The 11,828-nt window shown below is 64.7% G+C and carries 10 protein-coding genes and 3 tRNA genes; 7 read left to right on the forward strand and 6 right to left on the reverse strand.

Going from position 1 to position 11,828, the window contains the following annotated elements:
• Nucleotides 1-321 precede the first annotated feature (321 nt).
• From DC522_RS19700 to tsaD, 3 genes are read right to left on the reverse strand one after another with little or no spacing between them, the layout of a single operon-like run.
• On the reverse strand, nt 322-735 hold the full coding sequence (locus DC522_RS19700) for an EVE domain-containing protein (RefSeq protein WP_116530360.1): 414 nt from the start codon (nt 733-735) through the stop codon (nt 322-324).
• An 11-nt stretch (nt 736-746) separates the two neighbouring features.
• Nucleotides 747-1,733 carry an NAD(P)H-dependent glycerol-3-phosphate dehydrogenase gene (locus tag DC522_RS19705; protein WP_116530361.1) on the reverse strand — a complete coding sequence of 329 codons (987 nt, stop codon included), beginning with the start codon at nt 1,731-1,733 and terminating at the stop codon, nt 747-749.
• A complete protein-coding gene (gene tsaD, locus DC522_RS19710; RefSeq protein WP_116530362.1) occupies nt 1,733-2,788 on the reverse strand; it encodes a tRNA (adenosine(37)-N6)-threonylcarbamoyltransferase complex transferase subunit TsaD in 1,056 nt (351 codons plus the stop codon). The genes DC522_RS19705 and tsaD overlap by 1 nt, the downstream gene beginning before the upstream one ends.
• 123 nt (nt 2,789-2,911) lie before the next feature.
• On the opposite strand from tsaD, the gene hemC reads away from it, so the two are divergent.
• The 7 genes from hemC to DC522_RS19745 all read left to right on the forward strand — a co-directional run bounded on the left by hemC (nt 2,912) and on the right by DC522_RS19745 (nt 8,118).
• Nucleotides 2,912-3,838, forward strand: a complete 927-nt coding sequence (gene hemC, locus DC522_RS19715; RefSeq protein WP_116530363.1) for a hydroxymethylbilane synthase — start codon at nt 2,912-2,914, stop codon at nt 3,836-3,838.
• Nucleotides 3,838-4,536, forward strand: coding sequence for a uroporphyrinogen-III synthase (locus DC522_RS19720; protein ID WP_165820221.1), 699 nt, complete (start codon nt 3,838-3,840; stop codon nt 4,534-4,536). Before hemC ends, DC522_RS19720 begins: the two co-directional genes overlap by 1 nt.
• 186 nt (nt 4,537-4,722) lie before the next feature.
• On the forward strand, nt 4,723-6,117 hold the full coding sequence (locus DC522_RS19725) for a COG4223 family protein (RefSeq protein WP_116530364.1): 1,395 nt from the start codon (nt 4,723-4,725) through the stop codon (nt 6,115-6,117).
• Nucleotides 6,118-6,132: 15 nt separating this feature from the next.
• Nucleotides 6,133-7,719 carry a heme biosynthesis protein HemY gene (locus DC522_RS19730; protein WP_116530365.1) on the forward strand — a complete coding sequence of 529 codons (1,587 nt, stop codon included), beginning with the start codon at nt 6,133-6,135 and terminating at the stop codon, nt 7,717-7,719.
• A gap of 82 nt (nt 7,720-7,801) precedes the next feature.
• Nucleotides 7,802-7,877: transfer RNA gene (locus DC522_RS19735), tRNA-Thr, on the forward strand.
• A gap of 67 nt (nt 7,878-7,944) precedes the next feature.
• Nucleotides 7,945-8,020 (forward strand) — tRNA-Ala (locus DC522_RS19740).
• A gap of 23 nt (nt 8,021-8,043) precedes the next feature.
• Nucleotides 8,044-8,118 (forward strand) — tRNA-Gly (locus DC522_RS19745).
• 39 nt (nt 8,119-8,157) lie between these two features.
• Here DC522_RS19745 and DC522_RS19750 read toward each other — a convergent pair.
• The 3 genes from DC522_RS19750 to DC522_RS19760 form a co-directional block, all read right to left on the reverse strand.
• Nucleotides 8,158-8,454 carry a hypothetical protein gene (locus DC522_RS19750; protein WP_133239321.1) on the reverse strand — a complete coding sequence of 99 codons (297 nt, stop codon included), beginning with the start codon at nt 8,452-8,454 and terminating at the stop codon, nt 8,158-8,160.
• 533 nt (nt 8,455-8,987) lie between these two features.
• On the reverse strand, nt 8,988-10,703 hold the full coding sequence (locus tag DC522_RS19755) for a methyl-accepting chemotaxis protein (protein WP_245444335.1): 1,716 nt from the start codon (nt 10,701-10,703) through the stop codon (nt 8,988-8,990).
• 153 nt (nt 10,704-10,856) lie between these two features.
• The gene (locus DC522_RS19760) at nt 10,857-11,744 is read right to left on the reverse strand and encodes a cation diffusion facilitator family transporter (RefSeq protein WP_116530404.1); all 888 of its coding nucleotides are present in this window, start codon (nt 11,742-11,744) and stop codon (nt 10,857-10,859) included.
• Nucleotides 11,745-11,828 lie beyond the last annotated feature (84 nt).

Raw genomic sequence — 11,828 nt, forward strand, 5'->3', positions numbered from 1 at the left:
CGAAGCCTCGTATTTCGCGCGGTAGCCGGCATCGTCCAGATAGGCGCGGTGGCTCCACTCGGACGGTACGTCGTAGATCTTCTCTTCCATGACGCTTCTCCCAGACTCGTCGTTATCGAGTAATTAGGTCTAGGTTTACGGAAAGAGAGAGGGTCCGGGCAAGCGGGGCAGGGATCGGACTTTGGTCTTTGCTACTTTTGGGTGCCTGCGCCCTGTCATCCCCGGCGGCCCGCAGGGCCGAGAAGGGAATCCATGGAGTCACAGCGCGAGTGAATGGCTTCCTCCCCCTCCGCTACGCTCCGGCCGGGAATGACACCGGGACTAAACCCCGCCCATCCGGCAGATGATGGCCCATTCCTCGTCCGTCACCGGCTGCACCGAGAGACGGGAATTGTTGACGAGGATCATCTTTTCGAGGCCCGGCTGCTTCTTGATCTCGTCGAGCGTGACCGGGCGCTTGAGGGCCTTGACGGCCTTGATATCGACCATGCCGAACTTGCCGGTCTCGTCGGTGTGGTCGGGGTAGTATTCCCTGATCACCTCCACGATGCCGACGACGGCCTTGCCCTCGTTGGAGTGATAGAAGAAGCCCTGCTCGCCTTTCTTCATCGCCATCAGGTTCTGCTTGGCGACGTGGTTGCGCACGCCGTTCCAGAACGTGCCCTTGTCGCCTTGTGCGACTTGGGCATCCCAGGACCAGACGGAGGGTTCTGACTTGTAGAGCCACTTGGCCATCGTTTGCTAACTCAATGCTCGGACTTGATGGGACGGTTCATGAGCGCATCGACCGCCTGATCGAGGGTCCATGCGCCGGACAGGATCTGCTCGACGGCTTCCGCAATCGGCATGTCGATGTGTTTTGCTTTCGCCAAGGCGACGAGAGCGCTCGCGGTGGCAGCACCCTCCACCAACTTGCCGCCGGAGGCGGCCTCGACGCTCAGGCCCTGGCCGAGATGCAGGCCGAAGGAGAAGTTGCGCGATTGCGCGGAGGAGCAGGTGAGCACGAGGTCCCCGAGGCCGGACAAGCCCATCAGCGTCTCCGCCTTAGCCCCATGGGCGCGCGCGAAACGCAACAGCTCCGCGAAGCCGCGCGCAATCAGCGCTGCCTTTGCGCTCTCGCCAAGACCGCGCCCAACCACAGCGCCGCAGGCGATGGCGAGCACGTTCTTAGCAGCGCCGCCGATCTCGACGCCGCGCACATCGGTGCGGTGATAGACGCGAAGGGTGGGGCCGGAGAGGGCCGTCGCGAGATCTTCGGCCAGTGCGGCATCGCGGCAGGCGAGCGTCACGGCGGTGGGCAGGCCGCGCGCCACATCGTGAGCAAAGCTCGGGCCCGACAGCACGGCGACCGGTGCGCCGGGTCGAACCTCTTCCACCACATCGCAGAGGAACGAGCCGGTGCTGCGCTCGATGCCCTTCGCACAGAGAACGAGCGGCGTCTCGTTGGGAAGAATGGGCGCGAGCGCCGCCGTCATCTCCCGCGTGGTCTGCGCGGGCGTGACGAGAAGCACGGCGCGGCATGCGGCAAGCTGGTTCCGATCGGCAGTCGGCGTGATGCGATCCTGCAGGCGCACGCCAGGCAGGAAGCGCTCGTTCGTGCGGGTCCTGGCAAGATCCTCTGCCTGCTCGGGCGAGCGCATCCAGAGGATGACGTCATTGCCTGCGATGGCGGCCGCATTGGCGAGCGCCGTCCCCCAGGCTCCGGCTCCGGCAATGCCGATGGGCTTCACCATCAGGCCTTCACTCCCACCGCCTGGCCGCTGGTGTCGAGCGGCCAGCGGGCGCGGGCGGGCGCATTGATGTCGTCGATCAGGCCAAGGCGCATGCGCTCGAGGCCCGCCCAGGCGATCATCGCAGCATTGTCGCCGCAGAGCGCCAGGGGCGGGGCGACGAGCTTGAGGCCGGTCTCGACGGCCAGACGCTGGAGGGCCTGGCGCATGGTCTGGTTCGCGGCCACGCCGCCCGCCACCACGAGCGCCTTCGGCGTGCCGGCGATCGCGCGGAACTGGCGCAGGCCCACGCGGGTGCGGTCCACCACCACGTCGACGATGGCGGCCTGGAAGCTGGCGCAGAGGTCGGCGATGTCAGTTTGGGTGAGTGGTGCGATCTTTTCCGCTTCGAGCCGCACGGCAGTCTTGAGGCCGGAGAGCGAGAAATTCGGCTCAGGTCTGCCCTGCATGGGACGCGGCAATGCAAAGCGCTCCGGATTGCCTCGTGCTGCCTCGCGCTCCACATGAGGCCCGCCGGGGTAAGGCAGCCCCAGCATCTTCGCCACCTTGTCGAAGGCCTCGCCGATGGCGTCGTCGATGGTCGTGCCGATGCGCACGTAATCGCCCACGCCCTTCACCGCCACAAGCTGCGTGTGGCCGCCGGAGGCGAGAAGCAGAAGGTAGGGAAAACCGATGCCGTCGGTGAGCCGGGCGGTGAGTGCATGGGCTTCGAGGTGATTGACCGCCATCAGGGGCTTGCGGGTCACGAGCGCGATGGCCTTGGCCGTGGTGAGGCCGACCAGAACCCCGCCGATGAGGCCGGGGCCTGCGGCTACCGCAATGCCGTCGATGTCCCTGATCGTGCAGTTGGATGCTTTAAGGGCGCGGGCGATCAGGCGGTCGAGCACCTCCACATGGGCGCGGGCCGCGATCTCCGGCACCACGCCGCCATAGGCCGCATGCTCGGCGATCTGGCTCAGGACCTCGCTGGAGAGGATTTCGCCCCGTCCGTCGAAGCCGACGCCCACCACGGCGGCCGCGGTTTCGTCGCAGGTGGTTTCGATACCTAGGATGCGCATGGTCTGTCGGGTGCCGTCGCTACGTGATCTTTCGGGCTTTCGGCCCGGCTGTCCTCCCCCTATAGTCCGCCCCGCCGCACAAGATCAAACGCGGATGTTGTTTAGCAGGAGTACGCAGCGGGAATGATCTCTTCACCGACCCTGGTCATCGGCACGCGCGGCAGCCCCCTGGCGCTGGCGCAGGCCCACGAGACGCAAGACAGGCTGGTCGCCGCCCATGGCTGGACTGTGGAGCATCTGCCCCTGTCGATCATCAAGACCACGGGCGATACCATTCAGGACCGGCCGCTCTCGGAAGCCGGCGGCAAGGGGCTCTTCACCAAGGAGCTCGACATCGCGCTGCTGGAGGGCTCCATCGATCTCGCCGTTCATTCTGCGAAAGATCTGCCGACCACCCTGCCGGAGGGCATCGTGATCGCGGGGTTCCTGCCGCGTGAGGATGTGCGCGACGCCTTTATCAGCCAGCGCTACAAGAGCCTGGCCGATCTGCCGCCCGGCGCCGTCGTGGGCTCCGCGTCCCTGCGCCGCCAGGCGCAGATCCGCCGCCTGCGCCCGGATCTGAAGGTTACGCTGCTGCGTGGCAACGTGCAGACGCGGCTTGCCAAGCTGGAGCGCGGCGAAGTGGATGCCACGCTCCTTGCCATGGCGGGCCTGCGCCGTCTCGGCCTCACCGATCACGTGACCACCACGCTCGAGACGGATGATTTTCTTCCCGCCGTGGGGCAGGGGGCGATCGCGATCGCTATCCGCGCCGAGGATGACCGGGTGCGTGACGCCATGCAGCCGATCCTCGATGCCGCTACCGGCCATGCGCTCGCCGCCGAGCGCGCCTTCCTGACCATTCTCGACGGCTCCTGCCGCACGCCGATTGCAGGCCATGCGCGCATGGTAGGCGATGAACTCGAAATCCGCGGCCTCGTGCTGCGCCCGGATGGGTCGGAATGCCTGGAGGCCATCCGGCGCGGCTCGCCGGAGGATGCGGTCACGCTCGGACGGGAAGCCGGAACCGAGCTGCGCACCCGCATGCCGGCCGGATTTTTAGGCACCTGATGCGGGTTCTCGTCACACGGGCGAAGGAGGATGCCGAGCGCACGGAGCAGAAGCTCGCGGCCCTCGGCCACGAGGCGCTGATCGCGCCGGTGCTGCGGATCACGCCGACAGACGATCCCGCGCCTGCGGGTTCCTGTGACGCGGTTGTCGTCACCAGCGCCCATGCAGTGGAGGCGCTCTCCTCACATGCCGATAAGAGCGTCCCCATCTTCGCTGTCGGCGAACGCACGGCGGAGGTGCTGCGGGCTGAGGGCTTCGCCTCGGTCATGGCGGCGGAGGGCGATGCAGCGTCATTGTCCAGGCTGATTCGAGAGACGCTTCAGCCCCCTCTCACGCTTCTTCATGTCACTGGTCGCCATCACAAGGAGGAGCCGGCTTCCTCCCTTCGCGCAGCGAGATTCAAGGTGCTGACCTGGGAGGCCTATGAAGCGCAGGCCGTCGAGAGCTTGCCTGACGAGGCCGTGGAGGCCTTTCGGACTGGCGAAATCGGCGCTGCGCTCCATTATTCTCGAAGGAGCGCGGATCTTCTCGTCCGGCTGGCCGAGAGGGCGGGTCTCCACACCGCAATCCGTGAGTGTCCGCATCTTTGCCTGTCGGCGGATGTGGCAGCCCCTCTTAGAGCGGCGGGCGCAGCCATTCGCGTCGCCGATCAGCCTGACGAAGATGCGCTTCTCAAACTGGTGATGAGCCTTTCGTGACCTGCGCTACGGCTTCGTTTAGGATATTCGATTAGGGATCTTTGCCGAAGGAAAGGATCGTGGTCCGATGAATCCAGTCTCTCCTTTCAGGCTCCAGCCTCACGGGGGAACCGAAACGCTGCGCTCAAGCTTGCCTCAATTGCATTCCATTCTGACCTTTCCTGTTTGCCTCGCCACGAGTGACCTGTGACCGATCCATCCGATCCCAAAGCTCCCAAGAACTCCCGCAAGAAATCCGCCCGCGAGCCGGCCACCATCGATCTGAAGGCGACCGTGATCGATGATGGCGCGCAGCAAGACAAAGCCTGGGACGACGTGAAGCCCGAGGAGACGATTCTGCCGGAGCCCGATGTGCGGGCGGAAGACACGGTCGGCTCGCCGGAAGCGACGCTCGATTCCGGCACCAATGCCGATTCGATCGAATCGGGCGCATCCGCTGATGGGCTGCCGCCGCAGAGCGAAGAGCCGAGCCAAGAGCCGAGCCAAGAGCCGAGCCAAGAGCCAGGCGTCGTGCCTCCCGGTCCGCCCCCCGCTCCCGAGCGCCGCACCTCGTCGGCTGCCCTTGTCGGCTCCAGCCTTCTCGGCGGCTTGATCGGCGCCGGTCTCGTCTATGGTCTTCAGGTCTGGCAGCGGCCGACATCGACGCAGGAAGATCAGCGCCTTGCCCAGTTGGAGCAGCGCGTGAACGCGCTGGGCCAGTCTCGGCCACAGGGTGTGGACCTGTCTGCCGTCGAGAGGCGGTTGCAGGCGCTCGAATCCGCGCGGGGCCCGCTCGACCAGCGGCTTCAGGACATCCAGGCGGCAGCCGATCGCGCCGCTGCCCGGGCGGAGGAAGCGTTCAACAGGCCGCTGCCCCAGCCGCCTGCGCCGCAGAACGAGGCGGCGATCAATGATCTTTCGCAGCGCCTCTCTGCTCTCGAGAGCGAGGTGCGGACGAATGCGCAGAATGCCGCCAATGCTTCGAATGCGGTTCAGGGCCTGGATCGCCGCCTGGCTGAGCAGGATCAGCGCTTGGCGGCTCTCTCCCAGCAGGTCACTCAGAGCAGCAAGAGCGCGGAGGCGGCGGGCCAGACCGGAACCCGTGTGGTGCTCGCCGAGCGCCTGAACGATGCGCTGCGCAGCGGCACACCCTTCGCGAATGTGCTGGAGGGGCTGAAAAAGACCGGAACCGACCCCGAGAAGGTGAAGGCTCTGGAGCCCTTCGCCGACAAGGGCGCGCCGACAGCCTCCACGATGCTCGACAGCTTCGAGCCGCTGGAAGCGCAGATCCTGCGCGACGAGCGTGCCGCCTCCGGCGAATGGTCCGACCGGCTGCTTCGCATGATGGACAAGGTGGTCACCGTGCGGCCCGTGAACGAACCGGGCGCGACGGGCGTTTCCGCGACGCTCGCCCGCATCCGGCAGGCTCTTTCTCAGGGCGACATGGGCGGAGCGGCCGCGGCCTGGGCATCCCTGCCCGAGCCGGCACGACGGATATCGGAGGAATGGGGACGGCAGATCACGGCTTTGGCCGGAGCGCAGCGGGCCTCCCGCGAGATCTCCGAAGAATCTCTCGCCACCCTCAACCGTTCGACGCAATAAAAGGAACAGCCCAGAATGTGGCGCGCTCTCGTTTTCATTGGTCTTCTCTGCGTCGCAGCCTTCGGGGCGGTTTGGCTTGCCGACCGGCCAGGCACGGTCCTGGTCACCTTCGGCGGCTATGAGGTGCAGACCTCCGTCGCCGTGGCGGCAGTCGCTCTTGTCGGCCTTGCACTGGCGCTCGCTCTCCTCTGGTCGGCGGTGAGCACGATCCTGCGCCTGCCTTCGCGCCTCACCTTCGCCTCCCGGGCCCGCCGCCGCTCCCGAGGCTATCAGGCCGTCTCGCGCGGCATGGTGGCCGTGGGGGCGGGTGATACGATCGCCGCCCGCCGCTATGCCAACGAGGCCGAGCGCCTTCTGGGCAGCGAGCCCCTGACGCTTCTTCTGAAAGCCCAGGCCGCCCAGGTCTCCGGCAACCGGGAGGCTGCAGAGGCCGCCTTCAAGCTGATGATGGACGAGGACGAGACCCGGGTGCTGGGCCTGCGCGGTCTCTTCGTGGAAGCCCGCCGCCGGGGCGATGCTCTGGCGGCCCGCGAATTTGCCTCCGAGGCCATCCGCATCGCTCCCGCTGCCGCCTGGGCGAGCGATGCGGTGCTGGAGGCGCGCTGCGCCGAGCGCGACTGGCGCGGAGCACTGGAAGCCATCGAGCGTCGCACCTCGCTGGGCCTTCTCGACAAGGCAACCGCCAAGCGTCATCGCGCGGTGCTCTTGACCGCCGATGCCCTCGATCGGGCCGAGCACGATCCAGAAGGTGCGCTGAGGAGCTCCCAGGATGCGGTGAAGCTCGCTCCCGATCTCGTGCCCGCCGCCGCTCTCGCCGGAAAGCTCCTGTCCCGCCGGGGCGATCTGCGCCGGGCCGCCAGGATCGTGGAAGCCGCCTGGCGGAGCCAGCCGCACCCGAATCTGGCGGAGGTCTATCTCAACCTGCGTCCCGGTGATTCCGGTCTCGATCGCTTGAAGCGCGCCGAGACCCTGTTCAAGCTCTCGAATGGCGCGCCGGAAGGGCGGCTCGCGGTCGCCCGCTCGGCCCTGGAATCACGCGAGTTCGACCGCGCGCGCGATGCGCTCGAGCCGCTTCTGGCGGATCGGCCCACGATGCGCGTGTGCCTCCTCATGTCCGATCTCGAACAGGCGGAGCATGGTTCTACGGGCAAGGGGCGCGAATGGCTCGCCCGCGCCACCCGTGCTCCGCGCGATCCGGCCTGGATTGCGGATGGCGTCGTTTCCGACCAATGGGCGCCGATCTCTCCCGTCACCGGCCGTTTGGACGCCTTCGTCTGGCAGGCCCCGCCGGATGTGCTGATCGCACCCGAAATCACCATGCACGACGACGTGACGGCGGATATCGACGACGAGCCCAAGGCGCTGCCCGTGGCGGCTGCCGAGGAGCCGCAGCCTGCAACGGCTGTCGCCTCCGCACCGGAGCCAGTCCCTGCTCCGGCGGAACCCGTCAGCACGGTGGAAGCCGCTTGGCCTGAGCCTGAGAAGGAAGAAGAGACGCCGCAGCCCAAGCCGGAGCCTGTGGTCTTTCCGGTGACGCCGCCGGATGTTCCCAAACTCGAGGAGCCAGCGTCGGCTCGCCGCAGCGTTTTTTCCATCTGGTAGGCGAAATTCCGCTCGGCCCTGCCCTTGCCAAGCGGCAGGCGAGAGGGTATGACGACGCCCTCTTCGATCGCATGATCGGTAGGCCGCAATAGCTCAGCTGGTAGAGCACCTCATTCGTAATGAGGGGGTCGGGGGTTCGAATCCCTCTTGCGGCACCATTCCCAGGCGATGTAGCAAAGGCGGCCTTCGGGCGGCTCTTGGCTGTCGAGTGGGAGGCAAGGTTAAGGGGCCATAGCTCAGCTGGGAGAGCGCTTGCATGGCATGCAAGAGGTCGGCGGTTCGATCCCGCCTGGCTCCACCATCCTGCCAGAAGAGACGGAGCGTGCGGGTGTAGCTCAGGGGTAGAGCACAACCTTGCCAAGGTTGGGGTCGAGGGTTCGAATCCCTTCGCCCGCTCCAATTTCCAAAAAGGCCGCCTTCGGGCGGCTTTTTTGCTTTTCAGCCCTTCACCCGCAGCACCACCGGCTCGCGAATCCTCTCCACGATGACCGGCGGGCAGGCCTTGCGCAGGCCGCCGAGCGGCACATGGGCCACATAGGGCTTCCTCAAGCCGCCGAGCGGCAGGCGGGAGCATCTCACACACGCATATCGCTTCGTGATCACGCGCTGTGCAGGCCGCACGACAATTAGCTCGTCTACTTCTTCAACGGCGGGAGCGGAGGGCAGCGAGAGATCGGCAGCCCAGGCGCCGGGGATTGCCGTGATTACGAACATTGCAGCTGCCAGAACTCTCATCCCGATACCCTCAATGACATCATGGAAGGTAAGCTAGGCCGATGAGCGGAGGGGAAAAGGCCGATCGGCATGGATGCTTCCTGACAATAAGCCCGCACCCAAGCAAACGGGCCCTTGCCAGGAGAGGGAGGGCCCGTCGTGACCACAAGGGTCATGCATCATTGATGCTCATCCGGTTGAACCGGTTCGTGTGACATTCAGATTGTCGAGCTGGGAGTCCCTCCCCATGCTCAATCCGGCATAATGGAGGGTGCTTTCAGCCCAGGCGGTGTCGCGATGTCAGCCTCCATTCCTTCAAGGCCGGGGCGGGTGCCCGGCCGGCTATCCCACGGTCGGCTGCGGTTTTCAGGAACCCGCACAGCACTATCATGCCGATCCGCTGCTTCTGACAGGCTTTACCCAGAAGCGCGGGCAGACCTGTCATTGTTGAAAAGGTTTCCGGGAGGAACTTGTTTCAGCGTGGCGGAAAAGAAAAAAGCCCGGCATCGCCGGGCCCTCGGGTTCGTCCCTTACGGGAGCAGAGCGGATTACGATCAGGCGGCTTTGACACCGGAGAGGAAGCTCGAGACCTCCATGCTCAGCTCGTTGGAGTGGCGTGCGAGGTCCTGGGCCGCTCCCAGCACCTGGGATGCTGCCGCCCCCGTGTGGTCCGCTCCCTGCTGAACGTCCACGATGCTGCCGGTTACTGCCTCCGTGCCGCGGGCGGCTTCCTGGACATTGCGCGCGATCTCGGCCGTGGCTGCGCCCTGCTCCTCCATTGCGGCTGCAATCGAGGTCGAGATCTGCGACATCTCGGTGATCGTGCGGGCAATCTCGTGAATGGCCGTCACCGTCTCCTGGGTGGCCTGCTGGACAGAGGTAATCTGCGCGCTGATTTCTTCCGTTGCCTTGGCCGTCTGAGAGGCGAGCTCCTTTACTTCCGTCGCCACCACGGCAAAGCCCTTGCCGGCCTCGCCGGCGCGCGCCGCCTCGATGGTGGCGTTCAATGCCAGCAGGTTGGTCTGGCCCGCGATGGTGTTGATGAGCTGGACCACATTGCCGATCCGCTCGGCGGAGGTCGCCAGGGCCTGCACTGTCTCATTGGTGCGTTGCGTTCCCTGAACGGCGCGTTCTGCCACCTGCGAGGACTGCCCGACCTGGGTCGCAATCTCGCGGATGGAGATGGAGAGCTCTTCGGTGGCAGCGGCAACCGTCTGAACATTAGCCGAGGTCTGCCGGGCCGCAGAGGAGACGGTCATCGATTGCTGGCTGGTCTGATCGGCCACGGAGGTCATGGACTGAGCGGTGGCTTCCATCTGCGTCGCAGCGGAAGAAAGGCCCTGCGTGAGAGTGGAAACTTTCGTCTCGAAACGCCTGGTGAGTTCGTCGAGCATCTGCGCCCGGCGCATCTTCGCCTGCATCTCGGCCTCCTGCTCGGCCGCCAGACGACGCGCTTCGATGGCGTTGTCCTTGAACACCTGCACGGCATTCGCCATCACGCCGATCTCGTCGCGACGAGAGATGCCCTCGACCGTCACGGTCAGATCGCCGCTGGCGAGGCTGCGCATGTTGGTCACGAGCTTCTGGATGGGATTCGAGATGCTACGTCCGAGGCCGAATGCGATGGCAATCAGAACGATTGCGGCGGCTGCAACCAGGGCAAGGAAGATGTTGCGATAGGAGGCGTCAATCACTTCAAGATCGTCGATGTAGACGCCTGTGCCGATCACCCAGCCCCACTTGTCGAAATTGACGGCGTAGGAAAGCTTCGGGGAAGGCTCGGTTCGATTGGGCTTGGGAAAGAGATACGGAACGAAGCCTCCGCCTGCACGCCCCACCGTCACCATCTCCTTGAGGAAGGCGACGCCGTTGGCGTCCTTGAGGTTCGAGTTGTCTTTCCCTTCCAGCGCCTTGCTGAAGGGATGCATCAGCATGACGTTCTGATAATCCATGATGAAGAAATATTCCGAGCCGCCATAGCGCAGAATGCGGAGCTCATAGGATGCACGCTTCTTGGCTTCGTCTTCGGACATCTCCCCCCGCTTCGAGCGAGCCTCAAAATCTGCGACGATGCTGACGGCCGCTTCGACCAGATTCTTGAGTTCAGTCTTTTTCTGCTCGGTCAGAATGGTTGAGATCGTCATGGAGCCATAGATGGCCAGCACGACCAGCGCGAGAATGCCCGCTGCCATTCCGGCATAGAATTTTCCGGCGACGCCAGCAAAAGCATTTGCCCATTTCGAGCGTGTGTTGAAAGCCTCTCGGGACATTTTTATTCTCATCTTCCTTCCGACGTCATCCTGGCGTGCGGATTTGCAGGTCGATGAAGAAGTAATTTGAAAGGCTTGCTCGAAGATGTCGTAGGAGCCTTGTCCTTCCAAGTCCGACAGCTTACCTATCGTGATCTTGGCGCAGGAAGCCCTTTACAGAACCACGATGCCCGCGTGCTTCGCCTTGTTGTCGGGCTCCACATGGATCGTGATGAGCGCGTCCTCGACCTCGTCCTTCAGCGCCCGCTCCAGGCGGTCGCAGATGTCATGCGCATCGGTCACGCTCATGGTGCCGGGCACGACGAGATGGAAGTCGATGAAGGTCATCTTGCCCGCATGGCGCGTGCGCAGGTCGTGCGCCTCGATGGCGCCTTCCGCGTTGCCGGAGATGATCTCGCGCACACGCGAGAGCGTCGCCTCAGGCAAAGCCTCGTCCATGAGACCGCCGATGCTTTCCTTGATCAGGCCCCAGCCGGACCAGAGGATGTTGATCGCAACGAAAGCCGCCAATACCGGATCAAGCCAGGTCCATCCCGTGACGGGAATGAACACGAGGCCCACGAGAACGCCCGCCGAGGTGAACACGTCCGTCAACAGATGACGGCCATCAGCCGTAATGGCAGGCGAGCGCAGACGGCGGCCTTGGCTGATCAGCATCCAGGACCAGATGCCGTTGATGACGGTCGCGGCCGCATTGATGGCGAGGCCCATGCCGGGAGCATCGAGCATCCTGGGTGTGAAGAATCCGAAGTAAGCCTCGCGCAAGATCATCAGGGCGGCGACGATGATCAGAACGCCCTCGAGAACGGCGGAAAAATATTCCACCTTATGGTGGCCGTAAGGATGATTGGCGTCGGCGGGCGTGGCGCTCACGCGAACGGCCATGAAGGCCGCAATCGCCGTCACGACGTTGATGATGCTTTCCAGCGCATCCGAATAAAGCGCGATACTGCCCGTCACGTAATAGGCCGCATATTTGAGCGCGAAGACGAGCGCGCCGATGAATATGCTGCCGATGGCAAGCTTTTGAATCCGGCTCATGGCTGACATCGACAAACAGGGCAGTGGGTTCAAGCGAAGCCGCCCTTATAGTGACTGCTCCCTCAAGCGCAAGTCCCTCAATTT

Source organism: Microvirga sp. KLBC 81 (assembly GCF_003075415.1).
Classification (GTDB): Bacteria; Pseudomonadota; Alphaproteobacteria; order Rhizobiales; family Beijerinckiaceae; genus Microvirga.

Coding starts and splice junctions, on each gene's coding strand:
- DC522_RS19700 (WP_116530360.1), bottom strand. CDS start 735: ATGGCCAAGTGGCTCTACAAGTCAGAACCCTCCGTCTGGTCCTGGGAT.
- DC522_RS19705 (WP_116530361.1), bottom strand. CDS start 1,733: ATGGTGAAGCCCATCGGCATTGCCGGAGCCGGAGCCTGGGGGACGGCG.
- tsaD (WP_116530362.1), bottom strand. CDS start 2,788: ATGCGCATCCTAGGTATCGAAACCACCTGCGACGAAACCGCGGCCGCC.
- hemC (WP_116530363.1), top strand. CDS start 2,912: ATGATCTCTTCACCGACCCTGGTCATCGGCACGCGCGGCAGCCCCCTG.
- DC522_RS19720 (WP_165820221.1), top strand. CDS start 3,838: ATGCGGGTTCTCGTCACACGGGCGAAGGAGGATGCCGAGCGCACGGAG.
- DC522_RS19730 (WP_116530365.1), top strand. CDS start 6,133: ATGTGGCGCGCTCTCGTTTTCATTGGTCTTCTCTGCGTCGCAGCCTTC.
- DC522_RS19750 (WP_133239321.1), bottom strand. CDS start 8,454: ATGAGAGTTCTGGCAGCTGCAATGTTCGTAATCACGGCAATCCCCGGC.
- DC522_RS19755 (WP_245444335.1), bottom strand. CDS start 10,703: ATGTCCCGAGAGGCTTTCAACACACGCTCGAAATGGGCAAATGCTTTT.
- DC522_RS19760 (WP_116530404.1), bottom strand. CDS start 11,744: ATGAGCCGGATTCAAAAGCTTGCCATCGGCAGCATATTCATCGGCGCG.